Origin of the sequence: Microbacterium testaceum StLB037, assembly GCF_000202635.1 — a bacterium.
GTDB classification, from domain to species: domain Bacteria; phylum Actinomycetota; class Actinomycetes; order Actinomycetales; family Microbacteriaceae; genus Microbacterium; species Microbacterium testaceum_F.
Map to the genome: position 1 here is coordinate 521671 of NC_015125.1, position 17579 is coordinate 539249.

At 70.6% G+C, this 17579-nt stretch carries 14 protein-coding genes; 6 read left to right on the forward strand and 8 right to left on the reverse strand.

What is annotated here, in order from left to right; genetic code table 11:
- Positions 1 to 158: 158 nt before the first annotated feature.
- A complete protein-coding gene (locus MTES_RS02455) occupies positions 159 to 1190 on the forward strand; it encodes a glycoside hydrolase family 76 protein (RefSeq protein ID WP_013583594.1) in 1032 nt (343 codons plus the stop codon).
- On the opposite strand, the gene MTES_RS02460 is transcribed toward MTES_RS02455, so the two are convergent.
- Positions 1180 to 2634 carry a GuaB1 family IMP dehydrogenase-related protein gene (locus MTES_RS02460; protein ID WP_013583595.1) on the reverse strand — a complete coding sequence of 485 codons (1455 nt, stop codon included), beginning with the start codon at positions 2632 to 2634 and terminating at the stop codon, positions 1180 to 1182. The two genes, MTES_RS02455 and MTES_RS02460, sit on opposite strands and share 11 nt — an antisense overlap.
- 139 nt (positions 2635 to 2773) lie before the next feature.
- Between MTES_RS02460 and MTES_RS02465 the strand changes: the two genes are divergently transcribed.
- Positions 2774 to 6451: a multifunctional oxoglutarate decarboxylase/oxoglutarate dehydrogenase thiamine pyrophosphate-binding subunit/dihydrolipoyllysine-residue succinyltransferase subunit gene (locus tag MTES_RS02465; RefSeq protein ID WP_013583596.1), complete on the forward strand. Its 3678-nt coding sequence runs from the start codon at positions 2774 to 2776 to the stop codon at positions 6449 to 6451.
- A 70-nt stretch (positions 6452 to 6521) separates the two neighbouring features.
- Here MTES_RS02465 and MTES_RS02470 read toward each other — a convergent pair whose 3' ends face one another.
- Genes MTES_RS02470 through MTES_RS02490 form a run of 5 tightly spaced genes read right to left on the reverse strand, consistent with a single transcriptional unit; the run spans position 6522 to position 12641 of the window.
- Complete coding sequence (locus MTES_RS02470) at positions 6522 to 7823, reverse strand: alpha/beta hydrolase (protein WP_013583597.1); 1302 nt, start codon at positions 7821 to 7823, stop codon at positions 6522 to 6524.
- Complete coding sequence (locus MTES_RS02475) at positions 7820 to 10333, reverse strand: bifunctional lysylphosphatidylglycerol flippase/synthetase MprF (RefSeq protein ID WP_013583598.1); 2514 nt, start codon at positions 10331 to 10333, stop codon at positions 7820 to 7822. The genes MTES_RS02470 and MTES_RS02475 overlap by 4 nt, the downstream gene beginning before the upstream one ends.
- 38 nt (positions 10334 to 10371) lie before the next feature.
- Positions 10372 to 11682 (reverse strand): GNAT family N-acetyltransferase, encoded by a 1311-nt coding sequence (locus tag MTES_RS02480; RefSeq protein ID WP_013583599.1) that lies wholly within the window; start codon positions 11680 to 11682, stop codon positions 10372 to 10374.
- 33 nt (positions 11683 to 11715) lie between these two features.
- Positions 11716 to 11958 (reverse strand): zf-HC2 domain-containing protein, encoded by a 243-nt coding sequence (locus tag MTES_RS02485; protein ID WP_013583600.1) that lies wholly within the window; start codon positions 11956 to 11958, stop codon positions 11716 to 11718.
- Positions 11955 to 12641: a sigma-70 family RNA polymerase sigma factor gene (locus MTES_RS02490; RefSeq protein ID WP_013583601.1), complete on the reverse strand. Its 687-nt coding sequence runs from the start codon at positions 12639 to 12641 to the stop codon at positions 11955 to 11957. Before MTES_RS02490 ends, MTES_RS02485 begins: the two co-directional genes overlap by 4 nt.
- Before the next feature lie 31 nt (positions 12642 to 12672).
- Here MTES_RS02490 and aroA point away from each other — a divergent pair, with 31 nt between their 5' ends.
- From aroA to bcp, 3 genes are read left to right on the forward strand one after another with little or no spacing between them, the layout of a single operon-like run.
- Complete coding sequence (gene aroA, locus MTES_RS02495; RefSeq protein ID WP_013583602.1) at positions 12673 to 14022, forward strand: 3-phosphoshikimate 1-carboxyvinyltransferase; 1350 nt, start codon at positions 12673 to 12675, stop codon at positions 14020 to 14022.
- 15 nt (positions 14023 to 14037) lie between these two features.
- Positions 14038 to 15096: a ribosome small subunit-dependent GTPase A gene (gene rsgA, locus MTES_RS02500; protein WP_013583603.1), complete on the forward strand. Its 1059-nt coding sequence runs from the start codon at positions 14038 to 14040 to the stop codon at positions 15094 to 15096.
- Positions 15093 to 15563, forward strand: coding sequence for a thioredoxin-dependent thiol peroxidase (gene bcp / locus MTES_RS02505; RefSeq protein ID WP_013583604.1), 471 nt, complete (start codon positions 15093 to 15095; stop codon positions 15561 to 15563). Before rsgA ends, bcp begins: the two co-directional genes overlap by 4 nt.
- On the opposite strand, the gene MTES_RS18755 is transcribed toward bcp, so the two are convergent.
- Positions 15560 to 16454, reverse strand: a protein-coding gene (locus MTES_RS18755; protein ID WP_099046917.1) for an IS5 family transposase whose coding sequence is annotated in 2 segments (ribosomal slippage) — positions 15560 to 16102 and positions 16104 to 16454 — 894 coding nt in all. Because the reading frame shifts where the segments join, the coding sequence is not laid out codon by codon here. The two genes, bcp and MTES_RS18755, sit on opposite strands and share 4 nt — an antisense overlap.
- A 147-nt stretch (positions 16455 to 16601) precedes the next feature.
- On the reverse strand, positions 16602 to 16988 hold the full coding sequence (locus MTES_RS02520; protein WP_013583607.1) for a hypothetical protein: 387 nt from the start codon (positions 16986 to 16988) through the stop codon (positions 16602 to 16604).
- Positions 16989 to 17202: 214 nt separating this feature from the next.
- Between MTES_RS02520 and MTES_RS02525 the strand changes: the two genes are divergently transcribed.
- Positions 17203 to 17451: a WhiB family transcriptional regulator gene (locus tag MTES_RS02525; protein WP_013583608.1), complete on the forward strand. Its 249-nt coding sequence runs from the start codon at positions 17203 to 17205 to the stop codon at positions 17449 to 17451.
- Positions 17452 to 17579 lie beyond the last annotated feature (128 nt).

Here is a 17579-nt window from a genome sequence, read left to right on the forward strand (position 1 = left end):
TCATCACCTCCGCTCGATCGGCGATCGGCGTCGGAGGGGGGTCGTTGGGGCCTGGGTCTACAACTGGGAGGGTCGTCCATCGTGCCGACGATTCTAGGGCAGCGCCGCACCTCTCGCGGCCGGTTCGTCGCGATCCGTCCCCCGTGCAGGATGAAGGGATGGATGCCACGATCCCGGCGCAGGCACGCGCCATGGCGGCCGAGTCGGCCGTCGTCCGCCGCTTCGTCCACCGCCACGGACCGGTGGCGTGGGCGCACGCCGCCGCGCCGGGGGTCCCGCGGGCCCGCACGTGGCACTACTGGTGGCACGCGCACCTGCTGCACGCGTTCAGCGACGCGCAGGATCACCGACCCGACCCGCGACGCGCCCGCCTCCTGCGCGAGCTGCACCGCGGCGTCACCCTCCGCACGCTGGGGCGGTGGACCACCCCGTTCTACGACGACGTCGCGTGGATGACCCTGGCCCTTCAGCGCCTCGACCTCGGGGACCGCCGCCTGGAACGTCTCGTCCGACGACTCGACGACGCGATCGACCCCGCCGTCGGGGCCCTCCCGTGGGCGGTGGGCAGCGACCTCTACAACGCGCCCGCCAACTCCCCCGCCGCGATCGCCCTGGCGTGGACGTCACGGCGCGGGTCGGCGGTCGACCTCGACGCGTGGGTCGCCGCCACCCTCGACGACCCGGAGACGGGCCTCGTCCGCGACGGCATCGAGCACGGCGTCGTCCGCTCCGAGCTGTGGACGTACAACCAGGGCGTCGCGATCGGCTCGGCCCTCGCGCTCGCCGAGGCGGCGCCCGATGCCGATTCCCGCGATGCGCACCTCGCGCGGGCGGCCGCCCTCGTCGACGCCGTCGAACGGTGGTGCGCCCCGGACGACGGCCTCTTCCCCGCCGCCGGAGGTGGGGACGGCGGTCTCTTCGCCGGCATCCTCGCCCGCTATCTCGCGGAGGCCGCCGTGTCGTTCGGGGACGCCCCCGCGGACGACCCGCGTCGAGCGGTCTCCGAGAGCGCGCGACGTCTGGTGCGCATCAACGCCGACGCCCTGTGGAGGGGCCGACGCGCCGATCTCTTCCCCGCCGACCCGCGGCGCACCGCGCACGCGGAGGGTGACGACCTCGACCTCTCGGTCCAGCTCGGCGCGTGGATCACGCTCGAAGCCGACGTCGCGGCGAGCGCGCTCACCAGCTGACGGGGAGCGCCTTTCCTTCTTCGTATCCGGCGGCGGACTGCAGGCCCACCCGTGCGCGCTCGTGGAACTCCGCCACCGTCGCCGCTCCCGCGTACGTGAACGAGGAGCGCACGCCCGAGGTGATCATGTCGAGCAGGTCCTCGAGACCGGGGCGCTGGGGGTCGAGGTAGATGCGCGAGGACGAGATGCCCTCGGCGAATAGCTCCTTGCGCGCGCGTTCGAAGGGATCGAGGCGACCGAAGCGCCCCTGCACGGCCTTCGTCGAGGCCATGCCCCACGACTCCTTGTAGACCCGCCCGCCTTCGTCGGTGCGCAAGCGCCCGGGAGACTCGATCGTGCCCGCGAACCACGAGCCGATCATGACGGATGCCGCGCCCGCCGCGAGCGCGAGGGCGACGTCGCGCGGGTAGCGCACCCCGCCGTCGGCCCAGACGTGCGCGCCGACGCTGCGCGCGGCCTCCGCCGTCTCGAGCACGGCCGAGAACTGCGGACGTCCGACCGCGGTCATCATGCGGGTCGTGCACATCGCGCCCGGTCCGACGCCGACCTTGAGGATCGACGCTCCGGCGTCGGTGAGATCGCGCACGCCCTCGGCGGTGACGACGTTGCCCGCGGCGATCGGGATGCCGAGATCCAGCGCCGCGACCTCGCGCAGCGCGCGGAGCATCTGCGCCTGGTGACCGTGCGCCGTGTCGACGACGAGCACGTCGACCCCGGCCGCGGCCAGCGCCCGAGCCTTGCCCGCGACGTCGCCGTTGACTCCGACGGCGGCGGCCACGATCAGACGCCCGTCGGCGTCGACGGCCGGACGGTAGACGGAGTCGCGCAGCGCGCTCCGCGCGGAGAGGGTTCCCACGACGCGGTCGCCATCCACGACCGCGACGATGTCCGCCTCGCCCACGAGGGCGAAGATCTCGCGCGGATCACCGACCCGGGCCACCTCGACCAGCGGGGCGTCGGTGCGCGCGATGTCGCCGAGGGTGGCATCCGGGAGCGCGGTCGCCAGGCGCGGGGCCGGCACGATCCCCCGGAAGTCCGTGAGGGCGATGACCCCGTCTTCGCGCGCTTCGGCGACGACGATCCCGCGACCCGGCACCGGGGGAAGCACCAGGCGCGCGTCGGCGACCGTGGCGGACGGCGGGAGGACCAGCGGAGCGTCCCACGCGACGGGCTGCGCCTTCACCCTCCCGACCGCGTCCACGAGGTCGGGTAGCGCCAGGTCCTGGGGGAGGACGCCGAGACCGCCGCGGCGCGCCAGGGTCGCGGCCAGACGCGTCCCCGTGACCGAGTTCATGTTGGCCGAGACGAGCGGCAGCGTCGCTCCGCTGCCGTCGCCCGGCGCGAGGTCGACGTCGAGGCGGCTGCGCACCTCGGAATGGCGCGGGACGAGGAAGACGTCCGAGTAGGTCAGATCGACATCGGGCTGAGCACCGGAGAACTCCATGGCATCCACCTCACCACATCGGGGGAATGGAAAGACCCGGAAGCCGTCCAGAAACCTCGGCTAGGGTTGAGAGGGTGCGTGACGGCGACGTCGCGTGCATTCCACAGGAATCTTCATCGAGGAAAGCAGGCGATCGACTGTGTCGAGCCAGGTGACGGGCGTCGGTACTTCGAACGAGGGCGAGTTCGGCGCGAACGAGTGGCTCGTAGACGAACTCTACGAACAGTTCAAAGTCGACAAGCACTCCGTGGACAAGGCCTGGTGGCCGATTCTGGAGGCGTACCACCCGGTCGTCGACGAATCCGCCGCGGCCGGCAGTCCCCCGTCCGCTCCCGCGGCCGAGCCGAAGCCCGTGACAGCCCCCATTCCCGTCGTCGGTCAGACACCCGTGGCCCGCACCACGACGAAGCCCGCCAAGCCGCAGCCGATTCCGGCGCAGGCTCCCACGGCTGCTCCCTCGGCCGGTTCGGAGAGCACCGAGGAAGACCGCGTGACGGTCCTGAAGGGGATGCCGAAGGCCCTGGCATCCAATATGGACGACTCGCTGACGGTCCCCACCGCGACGAGCGTGCGCACCATCCCCGCGAAGCTGATGATCGACAACCGCATCGTCATCAACAACCACATGTCGCGCACCCGCGGCGGCAAGGTGAGCTTCACGCACCTCATCGGGTGGGCGCTGATCCAGGCGCTCAAGGAGTTCCCGAGCCAGAACGTCTACTACGCCGAGATCGACGGCAAGCCCTCGGTCGTGGCTCCCGCGCACATCAACCTGGGCATCGCGATCGACATGCCCAAGCCCGACGGCTCCCGCGCGTTGCTGGTGCCCAGCATCAAGCGCGCCGACACGCTGACGTTCGGCGAGTTCCTCGCCTCCTACGAAGACCTCGTGCGTCGCGCCCGCAACAACAAGCTGACGCCGGCCGACTTCCAGGGCACGACGATCTCGCTGACCAACCCCGGCGGCATCGGCACCGTCCACTCGGTCCCCCGCCTCATGCGCGGTCAGGGAGCGATCATCGGCGCCGGCGCGCTCGACTACCCCGCCGAGTTCCAGGGCTCCAGCGCGAAGACGCTCAACGAGCTCGCGATCGGCAAGACGATCACCCTGACCAGCACGTATGACCACCGCGTCATCCAGGGTGCCGGCTCGGGCGAGTTCCTCAAGAAGGTGCACGAGCTGCTCATCGGGCAGCGCGGCTTCTACGACGACATCTTCGCGGCGCTGCGCATCCCGTACGCGCCGATCCACTGGGCCGCCGACATCAACGTCGACGTCTCGGAGCGCATCGACAAGAGCGCGCGCGTCCAGGAACTGATCAACTCGTACCGCGTGCGCGGCCACCTCATGGCCGACATCGACCCGCTCGAGTACGTGCAGCGCACGCACCCCGACCTCGAGATCGAGTCGCACGGGCTGACGTTCTGGGACCTCGACCGCGAGTTCGTCACGGGCGGTCTGGGCGATCGGCGCGTCGCCAAGCTGCGCGACATCCTCGGCGTCCTGCGCGACTCGTACTGCCGCACCATCGGCGTCGAGTACATGCACATCCAGGATCCGATCCAGCGCAAGTGGTTCCAGAGCAACGTCGAGGTCAAGTACATCAAGCCCGGCCACGACGAGCAGCTCCGCATCCTGTCGAAGCTGAACCAGGCCGAGGCGTTCGAGACGTTCCTGCAGACCAAGTACGTCGGCCAGAAGCGTTTCAGCCTCGAGGGCGGCGAGTCGCTCATCCCGCTGCTCGACCAGATCCTGCAGGGTGCGGCCTCCAAGGGCCTCGACGGCGCCGCGATCGGCATGGCCCACCGCGGTCGCCTCAACGTGCTGACCAACATCGGCGGCAAGACCTACGGCCAGGTGTTCCGCGAGTTCGAGGGCGCTGTCGCGATCGGCAGCAAGCGCGGCTCGGGCGACGTGAAGTACCACCTCGGCACCGAGGGCACCTTCGTCGGCGACAACGGTGAAGAGCTCCCCGTCTACCTCGCGGCCAACCCCTCGCACCTCGAGACCGTCGACGGCGTGCTCGAGGGCATCGTGCGGGCCAAGCAGGACCGCAAGCCCATCGGCAGCTTCTCGTGGCTGCCCATCCTCGTGCACGGCGACGCCGCGTTCGCGGGTCAGGGCGTCGTGGTCGAGACGCTGCAGATGTCGCAGCTGCGCGGCTACCGCACCGGTGGCACGATCCACGTCGTGGTGAACAACCAGGTCGGCTTCACCACCACGCCCACGGACGCTCGGACCTCGGTGTACGCCACCGATGTCGCCAAGACGATCCAGGCGCCCGTGCTCCACGTGAACGGCGACGACCCGGAGGCCGTCGTCCGCGCGGCGGAGCTGGCGTTCCTGTACCGCGAGGAGTTCCACCGCGACGTCGTGATCGATCTCGTCTGCTACCGCCGCCGCGGTCACAACGAGGGCGACGACCCCTCGATGACGCAGCCGCTGATGACGAACCTCATCGAGGCGAAGCGCTCCGTCCGGCGCCTGTACACCGAGGCCCTCGTCGGCCGCGGCGACATCACCGAAGACGAGTACGAGCAGGCGAAACAGGACTTCCAGAACCGTCTCGAGGTCGCCTTCGCCGACACGCACGAGGCCGAGACGGGCACCAACCCGGTCGTCTCGACCGAGGCGGCCGACGAGGTTCCGACGGGTGCGCCCGAGACGACCGGTGTCTCCCGCGAGGTCGTGCACCACATCGGTGACGCCTTCGTGAACAAGCCCGACGGCTTCACCGTGCACAACAAGCTCCAGCAGCTGCTCGAGAAGCGTTTCGACATGAGCCGCAACGGCGGCATCGACTGGGCGTTCGGCGAGCTGCTCGCCTTCGGGTCTGTCCTCATGGAGGGCACGCCCGTCCGTCTCGCGGGTCAGGACTCGCGCCGCGGCACGTTCGTGCAGCGCCACTCCGTGCTGCACGACCGCAAGAACGGCCAGGAGTGGCTGCCGCTCGCGAACCTCAGCGAGAACCAGGGCCGCTTCTGGGTCTACGACTCGCTGCTGAGCGAGTACGCCGCGATGGCATTCGAGTACGGCTACTCGGTCGAGCGCTCCGACGCGCTCGTGCTGTGGGAAGCGCAGTTCGGCGACTTCGCCAACGGTGCGCAGTCGGTCATCGACGAGTTCATCTCCTCGGCCGACCAGAAGTGGGCGCAGCAGTCGAGCGTCGTGCTGCTGCTCCCCCACGGCTACGAGGGCCAAGGACCCGACCACTCGTCGGCGCGCATCGAGCGCTACCTGCAGATGTGCGCGCAGGACAACATGATCGTCGCGCGTCCCTCGACCCCCGCGTCGTACTTCCACCTCCTGCGTCGTCAGGCGTACCAGCGCCCCCGCCGGCCGCTCATCGTCTTCACGCCGAAGGCCATGCTGCGACTGCGCGGCGCGACGAGCCCGGTCGAGGACTTCCTCGAGGGCCGCTTCGAGCCGGTCCTCGACGACGACCGCGGTCTCGACGCCGGCGCCGTCACCCGCGTGCTCCTGCACGCGGGCAAGATCCACTGGGATCTGCGGGCCGAACTCGACAAGAACCCGAACCCCGAGATCGCCCTCGTGCGCCTGGAGCAGTACTACCCGGCGCCGATCGACGAACTCAACCGGGTTCTCGCGACCTACCCGAACGCCGAGCTGGTCTGGGTTCAGGACGAGCCCGAGAACCAGGGTGCGTGGCCGTTCATCGCCCTCGAGGTCGATGACAAGCTCGGTCGCCCGATCCGCGTCATCTCGCGCGCGGCCGCCGCATCGACGGCGACCGGCTCCCCGAAGGTGCACGCGAACGAGCACGCCGAGATCATGAAGGCCGCGCTCGCGCGCTGATCCTCCCCACGAGAAAGGCCCGGTCCGACGATGTCGGTCCGGACCTTTCTCGTTCCGTCGGTGCGGAGGGTCAGGATGCCGGCGGCGCCAGGCCGAGGACCGGCGCCAGCACGGGGAGGGAGTAGGCGAGGCTCGCGTCGAGCGCCTCGCCGGTATGCCCCGCTCCCTCGACGACGTACGTGACGACGGTGAATCCGGCGGCCTGGGCAGCGTCCGCGTTCGCCTTCTGTCCGGGCCCGTAGGTGGTGTCCAGGCTCCCCCACGTGAAGATGGCCAGGTGACCGGTGTAACTGCCGGCCGGCGCCGCCCCCATGATGACCGACGGTTTGGTCGCCTGGAACGCGCCCGCATCTCCGCCGAACACGTCGGTCACCGTCTGTTCGACGTGCTCGGACCCGGGGAACTCGTTGCCCATGATGTCGAGCATCTGACCCCAGACCTGGGGGTACTTCGCGCCGTAGACCGCGGCGCACGAGCCGCCGTTCGAGAAACCGCCGATCGTCCAGTACCGGTGATCTTTGACGATGTTCAGCTTGGCCTCGGCCCACTTCGGCACGAGCTCGTTGATGTAGGTCGAGACGGCCCCGAACTTCGCGGAGTCGACGCACCCGGGGTCGCGGTCGGCAGCGCCCAGCTGGTCTACGACCACCGCGATGGGGGCGAGACCGTTGTGCTTCGCCGCGAAGGCGTCGAGCGCCTTCGCGAGGTTCGTGGGGTCGGGGGATCCCGGCTGCCCCATCATGAAGACCAGGAGCGGAAGGGCAGGCGGGTTCGCCACCTGCGCCGCCGGCGGGAGGTAGAGCGACCCGTCGCGCGCGGCGTACTGGCCGGTCGGGATCTTGGCATCCCCCGTCAGGGCGCTCACCGACCCCTGCGACGGCATGCCCGCGGGGGGCTGCCAGTCCTGGTAGAGCGTCGCCGGATCTCCCGCGGTGGCCGTCGGGGCGGGCAGCGACGCCGGGTCGAGGGCCTGGACGCCCAGGATCGCGGCGAGGTTGTGCGTGACCCCGTACGAGGTGTTGACCCCGAGAGCGGCCGTGAGGAGTCCGGCCAGCACGGTCACGACACCGACCACCCGGCGTCCCCACGGACGACGGCAGATCCCGACCACGCCGACGGCGACCGCGACGATGCCCCCGGTGGCCCAGGTGGCCGCGTGGGCGGGCAACGGTCCCTGGAACAGCCCCTGCGCCTCGAGGATGTGGGCCACGACGTACATGGCGATGCCCGCTGCGACGCCGATGAGCAGGGTGCCGATGATCCAGCGCGGCTTCCACACGATGACGGCGAGGGCGCCGACACCGGCGACGACGGCGCAGATCACCAGGAGCGGACTGTCGATGAGCTCGAAGGACAGAAGAAAGCGGTTCACCGGCGACCCTCCCATGCAGTTCTCGCCAGGGCGACGATCTCACGGCGCGATGCGTCCGGAAGGTAGGCGCGGCCGACGGCGGCACCGATGGACGGAAGCTGCAGGGGGTCGCGGTACGCGAGCGAGAGCTGCCGGTAGCGGGGGCGGAACTTGCCCTTGAAGCGGAACAGCGACGCGAACCCGTACGCGGGCTCGAGCACCTCGGCCAGCCATCGCAGGAGCGCCCGCAGCGGAGCGGGATCCCCGTCGGCCGGCTCGTCGGGATCGTCGGCGAGAGGCGCACCCGACAGGCTGAGCACCGTGGCGCCCTCCTCCTGCAGCTGCAGGGCCGCTTTGGCGATGAGGAACTCCATCATCCCGTTCGGTCCCTCGGCCCGACGCCGCATGAAGTCGAGGGTCCACCCGGTCAGCTCACCGTCGGTCCAGCTCGGCATCCAGCTCGTGACCGCCTCGATCCGGTCGTCGGGACCGACGGCCAGGAGCAGACGCACGTCGCGGTCGCGCAGCTCCTCGAGCGATCCGAGGGTGAAGCCCATCTCGGGGAGCGCGCGGTCGGCCACCCATTCCTCGTCGATCGCGACCACCTGAGACGCCTGGGAAACGGTCAGCTCGTGCCAGCGGGTCCACACGGCGGTGTATCCCTCGCGTTCGGCGCGCGTGAGAGGCTGGCGCACCTTCTGCCAGGCCTTGCCCGCGAAGGTGAGGCCGGGAAGGTCCATCACCGTCTCGACGCCGACGGGGATCTGCCGCCAGCCGAGGTCGCTCAGGTCGGCCGCCGTCTCCGCATGGATGCTGTAGAACGCGGGGATCCACCCGTGTTCGAGGCAGAAGTCCGTGAAGCCTCGCAGCGCCTCCGGGCGACCGCCGGGCGGGGTCAGCGGATCTGCGACCGCCAGTGCCACGTCCCCGACGAGACGGTACGCGATCGCACTCTCCCGGTCGGCCGACGACCAGTGACGGTTCCCCGCCCACGTGCCCAGGAAGCCGAGCGTGTCGCTCCCCCGTCGCAGCAGCGTCCGATAGAGCGTGTCGTCGTCGGCATCCGGACGCTGCACGCGGCGATACAGCCACAGGATCGCCGCGATCACGATCGCCCAGAAGAGCACCCCGGTCCATTGGTAGGCGAACAGGGCCACCCCGTGGTGCGGGAATCCCGAGGCGCCGGGGGTGGTGTACGAGGGCGGGAAGAACCGGCGCAGGGTGAGGCCCAACATGTCGATGACCGAGATGTCGCGGTCGAACGCACGTCGCCCCAGTTCCTCGGTGACGAAGAATCCCGACCCGATCGCGACGAAGGCGACGCCGATGACGATCGCGACCGTCCGCGCCGCGCGCCGCGTCGCCCGCACCGGGAACCGATGCCGGGCGATCACGAGGGCCCCCGCCAGCATGAGGGGGATGACGACGGATGCCAGCGCCCACAGCACGTACTCGGCCCCGCTCCCGTCGACCCACGGGTCGATGCGCAGACGTCCGTTGGTCAGCGAGACGAGGGGCGTGATCCCGGATGCCACGAGGGTGAGCACCGCGAGGATGAGCGCCGATCGACGGCCCTGCCGAAGACCCCACGCGGCGATCAGCATGAGGACGAGGGGAACGATCGCCAGCAGGGCCGGCCCCAGTCCCCGCGTCATGAGCAACGCGATCTGTTCGTTGCAGACCGCCTCGGTGAGCGTGTCGCACCGCGCGAGCAGGGCGTCGTCGTACTGCGTGTACGCGTCGACGACGAGCGAGAGCGGCCCGCGCCCGCCGCCGCTGATGAGGGCGACGAGGGGCCCGCTACCGACCACGGCCACCATGAGCGCGAGGAGCGTGCGCGTCTCGCGGGTGGAGCTGCGATGCCAGGACCGGCGCTCGATGCCCCGGGCGAGCACGGCCCCGACGACGAGTCCGATGGCCGCCGTGATGATGCGGTACCACGAGTCGGCGTCGCCGGCGTAGAGGGCGAAGAGCGCGAGGAGCGCGAACCCGACCAACCGCAGGCGTCGACGCCACAGGGTGAGGGCGAAGGCGCTGGCCACCATCACGACCCCGGCGATCGGTGTCGTGGGGTCGAGGACGGGCACCTCGGCGGCGACGACCGGCCGGAGATCGGTCACCGACCATACGGCCGCGTGCATCCCGACGCCCGCGAGCAGACCGACGACGCCGATGACCAGGTACAGGATGCCGGTCCGCCGGGACCCGAGCAGCCGTTCGGCCGCGGCGAGCACCGTGAGGGCGAGCACGATCGAGGTGATCGCGTCGACCGGGGAATCCGGGACGAACAGCGCGGTCGCGATCGTCCACCATCGCCCGGAGGCGAAGGTGGCGAGCGGACCCGCGCCCCAGATGAGGGCGTCCTCCCCCCACAGGGTGCCCGTGGCCGCCGCGGATGCCGTGATCAGGATCGCGACGCAGACCGCGACCGGGTTGGCACGCAGGAACCCGGCCAGGGCCGCCGCCACGGCGCGCGGGTCGACGCGCAGCCGGGAGCGCCGCGGCGGAGAGGAGGGTGGAGCGTCGGACATCGCGAGGAGAGGCTACGGGGCGACCCTATGAGGTTCGCTCAGTACCAGATGTCCAGGAGCGGGGTGACCTCGGGTGTGAAGGCCGCGTCCACGGCGGCCTGGCTTTCCCGCGGCCCGCGCACGAGCCCCGCCGCGGCGAGGTCGCGCACACGGACGCCGCCCAGCAGGAGCGAGCCCAGCGCCCCGACGGTCATCTCGAGGTCCACGGCCCGGTCCTCCGGCGCCCGCTCGACGACGGCGGACCCGTCGACGTCGATGCGGACGTTCCACGCGCCGTCCGCGAAGCCGAGGGGGTCCTCCACCCGCAGGACGACGTCGAGGGCCCGGGCGTAACGCCGTGCGCTCAGCGCCGCCGGCACGTCGAGGACGCGCAGCCAGTGGTGGTCGGTCGGCGTCACGGTCACCGCGCGACGGTCGGCGATCATCCACTGCACGGGCGGGGTCGTCGGCTGCAGCGACGCTTTCACCTCGCCGACGAGATCGTGCTCGATCGCGAAGCGCCACAGCGCCGCGGTCGCCTCGTCACCGTCGGCGAAGAGCGCGCGGACCGTCAACACGTGCGGGGAGAAATCGCCGTGGGGACCCGAGTCGAGCGTGTAGACGAGGATGCCCCGTTCCTCGCCCGCGGTGTCGCGGTAGGACACGGCGCGCACCTTCTTCGCATCCTTTGCGTCGGGGGTGAGCCCGGCCACGCCGCGCCAGCGCCCCTCCCAGCCGGGCACCGCGCCCGGGCGCTCGACGCGCACGCGCTCGTGCACGCGGCTCAGGCGCTCGGGCAGGCTCTCGGGCGACACGAAGTCGAGCCGGCCCGGGGCGACCGGACCGGTCCAGCGTGCCCGCCGCGTGTCGACCACGACATCGGATGCCCACACGGCGGGAGAGAACCCCCACCGTCCGTAGATCGTCGCCTCGGTCACGGTGAGCCCGGCGAGAGCGAATCCCGCGGCTGCCGCGGTGCGCAGCTCTCCCGTGAGCATCGCCCGCGCGATGCCGCGGCGTCGATGGGTGGGAGCCACGGTGACGGCGCTGATCGACCAGAGCGGGATCGTACGCCCGGGCGAGACGGTCAGCTCCGTGGGCCACGAGTCGACCGTCGCCACCGGGGAGTCAGGATCGATGCCCGCGCGATCGAAGACGCCGGTCAGGCGACGCGGGGTCAGGGCGCGACGCGCACTCTCGACCTCATCCGCCGAGGGCTCTTCGCCGAGGAAGCCTCGGGACACCGCGCGGAGGAACGGCTCGAAGGCCGCGTCATCCGCCGACACCAGGGTGTACTCGAGGCCGGTGGCCTGCAGATCGGCGGCGGAGGTGGCATCCAGGGCGAGCGTGCGCGTGTCGGTGGTGGGCATGACCCCAGCCTACGGATCGACGGCGCCGCCTCGTCAGTGGGCTGCTTGCACCGAGCGCAGTCGAGCGAGCACCTGGTCGCGCAGCTCCTCGGGCGCGGTCTCCTTGCACGCGCGCGCGACCACCTCGGTCAGCGTCCGCGCGACGAGCGCCTCGTCCTGGCATCCGGGGCAGTTCTCGAGGTGCTCACGGATGTCACGGTGCTGGGTCTTGCAGACCTCGTTGCGGAGGTACTCCTCCAGGTCGCGCCGTGCCTGGTCGCAGCCGCAGTCGCTCATTTCTTCTCTCCCGTCGCGGCCTGGAAGCCGCGTTCCTTGGCGTAGTCCGACAGCAGGTCGCGCAGCAGCCGTCGGCCGCGGTGCAGACGGCTCATGACCGTGCCGATCGGTGTCTTCATGATGTCGGCGATCTCTTGATAGGCGAAGCCCTCCACGTCGGCGAGGTAAACCGCCAGTCGGAAGTCTTCGGGGATCGACTGCAACGCGTCCTTCACCACCGAGGCGGGCATGTGGTCGATGGCCTCGGCCTCCGCCGAGCGGGCGCTCGTCGCGGTCGTCGACTCCGCACCGCCGAGTTGCCAGTCCTCGAGGTCGTCGATCGCGCTCTGGTAGGGCTCCCGCTGCTTCTTGCGATACGTGTTGATGTACGTGTTCGTGAGGATCCGGTACAGCCACGCCTTGAGATTGGTGCCCTGCGTGAACGTCGCCCACGACCCGTAGGCCTTGACGAACGTCTCTTGCACGAGGTCGGCCGCGTCGGCGGGGTTGCGCGTCATGCGCATCGCCGCCGCGTACAGCTGGTCCATGAAGGGCAGCGCCTGCTCTTCGAACTGCGCGCGGGGCTCCGCCACCGGCGGGAGGGTGTCTGCCGTGTCGTCCATTACGCGCCAGTCTACGTCGGGCGTGTCGACGACCATCGGGATGGTCGGCTGCACGCCGGAGCGCTCGAGAAGTGCGGTCACGTGTCGTCCCCTTTCAGTAGGCTAAGAACCGATGACACGTCTCGGGTATTCCCCTTCCGCCGCCACTCCCCGTGGGGCGTGGAACGCGCCCGTCGCCGACGGAGCGGTGGATGCCACTGTCACGGTGCCCGGCTCCAAGTCCCTCACCAACCGCGAACTCGTGCTCGCCGCGATCGCCGACGGCCCCGGCATGCTGCACGCTCCCCTGCACTCCGACGACTCCGTCCGCATGGTCGAGGCGCTGCGCGCCCTCGGCGTGGGCATCGAAGAGGTGGCGACCGACTCCCCCTTCGGCCCCGACCTGCTCGTCACCCCGCCCGCGTCGTTCGCGGGCGACACCACGGTCGACTGCGGACAAGCCGGAACCGTCATGCGGTTCGTCGCGCCCCTCGCGGGACTCGCCCGGGGCGACGTCGCGGTCACGGCCCACGAGAGCGCCCTCCACCGCCCGATGGGCGCGATGATCTCGGCTCTGCGCGACGTCGGCGTCGACATCGACGACGGCGGTCACTGGGCGCTGCCGTTCACCGTCCGCGGGCACGGCCACGTGCGCGGCGGCGAGGTCGAGATCGACGCCAGCCAGTCGAGTCAGTTCGTCTCGGGGCTGCTGCTGGCCGCTCCGCGCTTCGACGTCGGCCTGCACCTGCGCCACGTCGGCTCGCGGCTGCCGAGCATCCCGCACATCGACATGACGGTCGAGGCCCTCGGCCACCGCGGCATCCACGTCGAGCGTCCGTCGGTCGGCGAATGGATCGTCCCGGCCGGCCCCGTTCGCGCGAAAGACGTCGCGATCGAGCCCGACCTCTCCAACGCCGCCCCCTTCCTCGCCGCGGCGATGGTCACGGGCGGAACGGTCTCCGTCACCGGATGGCCCCTGCACAGCACGCAGCCCGGTGCCCTGCTCGCCGACATCCTCAGCGAGATGGGTGCGCGCGTCAGCCGCCGCGGCGGAACGCTCACCGTCTCCGCGGGAGACCGGATCGTGGGCCTCGAGCTCGACCTCTCCGCGACGGGAGAACTCGCCCCGACGCTCTTCGGGCTCGCGGCGTTCGCCGACGGCCCGACCACACTGCACGGCATCGGCCACATCCGCGGGCACGAGACCGACCGCATCGCGGCTCTGGTGGGCAACCTGCGCTCGCTCGGCGGCGAGGCGCACGAGCTCGAAGACGGCATCCGCATCGTGCCGCAGCCGCTGCGCGGCGGCGAGTGGAAGGCCCACCACGACCACCGCCTCGCCACGACGGGTGCGCTCATCGGTCTGCGCGTCCCCGGCGTCGAGATCGACGACATCGGCACGACGGCCAAGACCCTCCCGCAGTTCGCCGGCCTCTGGCGCACCATGCTGGGCCTGGACGAGGACGCGGATGCCACGCGCTGACGCACGGAGCGTCGCGTGAGCTGGCTCGACGACCCGGACGACGACGATCTCGAGTACGACGAGTCGTCGATCCGGGTCCGCCCGAACCCCAAGGCGAACCGCCCCCGCACGAAGCGGCGCCCCGCGCACGCCGACGCGCGGATCGCCCGCGTGCTGGGCGTCGACCGCGGCCGCTACACCGTGCTCCTCGACGAGGACGAGCCGACCGAGCGCCGCGTCCTCGCCACCCGCGCCCGAGAGCTGCGCAAGCAACCGATCGTCAACGGCGACCGCGCCCGCGTCGTCGGCGACCTCTCGGGAGACGAAGGGACGCTGGCCCGCATCGTCGGGATCGAGGAGCGCACCTCTCTCTTGCGCCGCAGCGCCGACGACACCGATCAGGTCGAGCGGGTGATCGTCGCCAACGCCGACCAGATGCTGATCGTGGTCGCGGCGGCCGATCCCGAGCCCCGCGAACGGCTCGTCGACCGGTACCTCGTCGCGGCTCTGGATGCCGGCATCCGCCCCCTCCTCGTGGTCACCAAGACCGATCTCGCCGACCCGACCGAGTTCCTCTCGCACTTCGACGGCATCGATCTGCGTGTGTTCACCAGCGCGCAGGGCGCGATGCCGCTCGACGAGATCGGCGAGGCCATCGCCGGGCACTCCACCGTCTTCGTCGGGCACTCCGGCGTCGGCAAGTCGACGCTCGTGAACGCCCTCACGGGGTCGGAGCGCGCGATCGGACACGTCAACACGGTCACGGGCCGCGGACGCCACACCTCGTCTTCGGCAGTGTCGCTGCGCTACCGCGGTCCCGCGGGGTCCGGCTGGGTCATCGACACCCCCGGAGTGCGCTCCTTCGGCCTCGGCCATGTCGATCCCGCCCACGTTCTCGGCGCGTTCACCGACCTCGCCCAGGCCGCGGAGGACTGCCCGCGCGGCTGCACGCACCTGCCCGATGCCCCGGACTGCGCGATCGCGGAAGCCGTGGCATCCGGTCGCCTGGGTCCGGGGGCCGAGGCCCGCCTCGACTCCCTCCACCGGTTGCTGACCACGTTCCAGGCCATCGAGCGTTCTAGGCTGGAGGGGTGACGAACCTCGCTAAGGGCGACACCGCCCCCGACTTCACCCTGCTGGACCAGGACGAGCACCCTGTCTCGCTGAGCGACTTCCGGGGTCGCCGCGTGATCGTGTACTTCTACCCCGCCGCCCAGACGCCGGGGTGCACCACGCAGGCCTGCGACTTCCGCGACAGCCTCTCCTCGCTGCAGGGCGCCGGCTACACGGTGCTCGGCGTCTCGCGCGACACCCCCGAGAAGCTGCGCGCCTTCCGCGACAGCGACGGCCTCACCTTCCCGCTGCTCAGCGATCCCGACCACACGGTCCACGAGGCGTACGGCGCCTGGGGCGAGAAGCAGAACTACGGCAAGACCGTGACGGGCGTCCTGCGTTCGACCTTCGTGATCGACGAGGACGGCACGATCGTCGAGGCGCAGTACAACGTCAAGGCCACGGGCCACGTCGCGCGCCTGCGCAAGGCCCTCGGCCTCGCCGCCTAGGGCGTGTCTTGTAAATGGCGTAGCCAGGCGATGACGGCGTTGAGGACGACCGCGGCGCGGTAGACGATTGCCAGCTTGTCGTAGCGGGTAGCGAGGCCTCGCCATTGTTTGACTCGGCAGAAGCCGCGTTCGATGACGTTGCGGTTGCGGTAGTCGACCGGGTTGTAGGAGACGGGGCGTCCGCCTCGGGATCCGCGCCGTTTCCGGTGGCCTTGCTGGTCGCGGGGCTCCGGGATCACTGCTTCGATGCCACGGCTGCGAAGGTGGGCGCGGATCGCTCGGGATGAGTACGCCTTGTCGCCGCGCACTCGATCGGGTCGGGTGCGCGGGCGTCCGACCGGCCGGGTGACGCGGAGTTCGGCCAGCAGGGGCAGCAGCATCGGCGAGTCGCCCGCTTGTCCGGGGGTGACCAATGTCACCAAGGGCAGTCCATGACCGTCGACGAGCTGGTGAATCTTCGTGGACAGGCCTCCGCGGGAGCGACCGAAGCCGTGGTCAGGCGGCTCGAGTCGCGGATTCGTGTAATTCGACGAAGCCCCCCGTAACCCGGGAGATGTTCGTCGCGTGCTGGTGGGCGCGCGCAATCGTGGAGTCCACTGACACCGACCAGTCCACCGCGCCAGCGGTGTCCGCAGCGCTGACCAGTCGGTCGAGCACGACGTCCCAGGTGCCATCGGCCGCGAGACGGCGATGCCAAGCCCACACCGTCTGCCACGGCCCGAACGTCCGCGGCAGATCCCGCCAGGCTATCCCGGTCCGGTACCGGTAAACGATGCCCTCGACCATCGTCCGCGCGTCCGCGAACGGACGCCCCTTCCTACCCGTAGGCCCAGGGAGAAGATCAGCGATCAACACGAACTGATCATCCGAGAGCAACACGAAACGCGACACCCTGCCAGCATCTCAGCCAACACACCGACCAATTACAAGACACGCCCTAGGTCTCCCTCCGTCCCCGCCGCCCGTTCGGGGCGCACTGATCACGCCCCGAACGGAGGGACGCGCCCCGAAACCCCTCCGGACCGTGCCCGGAAGGCGTCAGTTCGCGTCGTCATCGCGACGACGGGGGGCGGCCGCCCGGACGGCGAGAATCAGCAGGACCAGACCCACCACCGCGGGCACGGCGATCAGCAGCGCGACCGCCGGCGCAGCCCACTCCCCCGTGATCGCGCCGAGCGCGACGGAGAGGATGAGCAGCTGCGTCACGATGCCGCCCGAACGTCCGGCTGACACCCCGCGTGCGGTGGCCACGCCGAAGGCCGCGACGATGGCCGCGCCGATGACGGTGAGCACGATGAGGGCGATCGAGCTGACGACGGAATCGGTGTCGCCGCCGATGAGGGCGACCACCTGCCAGCCGGCGAGAGCCAGGATGCCGAGGGCTTCGAGGCCCAGGATCAGCGCGGCCGAGAGGCGGACAGGCATCGGAACAGCCCTCCCGGCGGATCTCGTCACGCCGTTACGTTCTGGAAACCTACCGGTTACCTCTTGATCGTGCGGAATCGCTATGGGAGCATGGAACAAGCCGTGTGCTCCCACAGCGAAGTGGGGCGAGCAATCGCTCGCGTTCCCACCAGGGTACCGGACCCGAAAGCCGGTGCCGAATCGACCACATTTTCTGTTACAAGGAGCACCCCCTATGGATTGGCGCGACAAAGCAGCCTGCCTGACCGTCGACCCCGAACTGTTCTTCCCGGTCGGCAACACCGGCCCCGCGGTTGACCAGATCGAGAAGGCCAAGTCGGTCTGCGCACGCTGCACCGTCACCGAGGTCTGCCTGCAGTACGCCCTCGAGTCCGGCCAGGACTCGGGCGTGTGGGGCGGTCTGAGCGAAGACGAGCGCCGCGCCCTCAAGCGCCGCGCCGCCCGGGCTCGCCGCGCGTCCTGACCTCACGGCATCCGCCGTTCGACGAAGCCCGTCCCTCCGGGGGCGGGCTTCGTCGTCGTTATCGCGGGGGTCACTCGGCGCCGCCCGCGAGCCGGAGTACCTCGCAGGAATCGACGAAGCTCGCAGAT

Coding starts and splice junctions, on each gene's coding strand:
- MTES_RS02525 (WP_013583608.1), top strand. CDS start 17,203: ATGGATTGGCGCGACAAAGCAGCCTGCCTGACCGTCGACCCCGAACTG.
- MTES_RS02485 (WP_013583600.1), bottom strand. CDS start 11,958: ATGAGCGACTGCGGCTGCGACCAGGCACGGCGCGACCTGGAGGAGTAC.
- MTES_RS02480 (WP_013583599.1), bottom strand. CDS start 11,682: ATGCCCACCACCGACACGCGCACGCTCGCCCTGGATGCCACCTCCGCC.
- aroA (WP_013583602.1), top strand. CDS start 12,673: ATGACACGTCTCGGGTATTCCCCTTCCGCCGCCACTCCCCGTGGGGCG.
- MTES_RS02475 (WP_013583598.1), bottom strand. CDS start 10,333: ATGTCCGACGCTCCACCCTCCTCTCCGCCGCGGCGCTCCCGGCTGCGC.
- MTES_RS02455 (WP_013583594.1), top strand. CDS start 159: ATGGATGCCACGATCCCGGCGCAGGCACGCGCCATGGCGGCCGAGTCG.
- MTES_RS02520 (WP_013583607.1), bottom strand. CDS start 16,988: ATGCCTGTCCGCCTCTCGGCCGCGCTGATCCTGGGCCTCGAAGCCCTC.
- MTES_RS02460 (WP_013583595.1), bottom strand. CDS start 2,634: ATGGAGTTCTCCGGTGCTCAGCCCGATGTCGATCTGACCTACTCGGAC.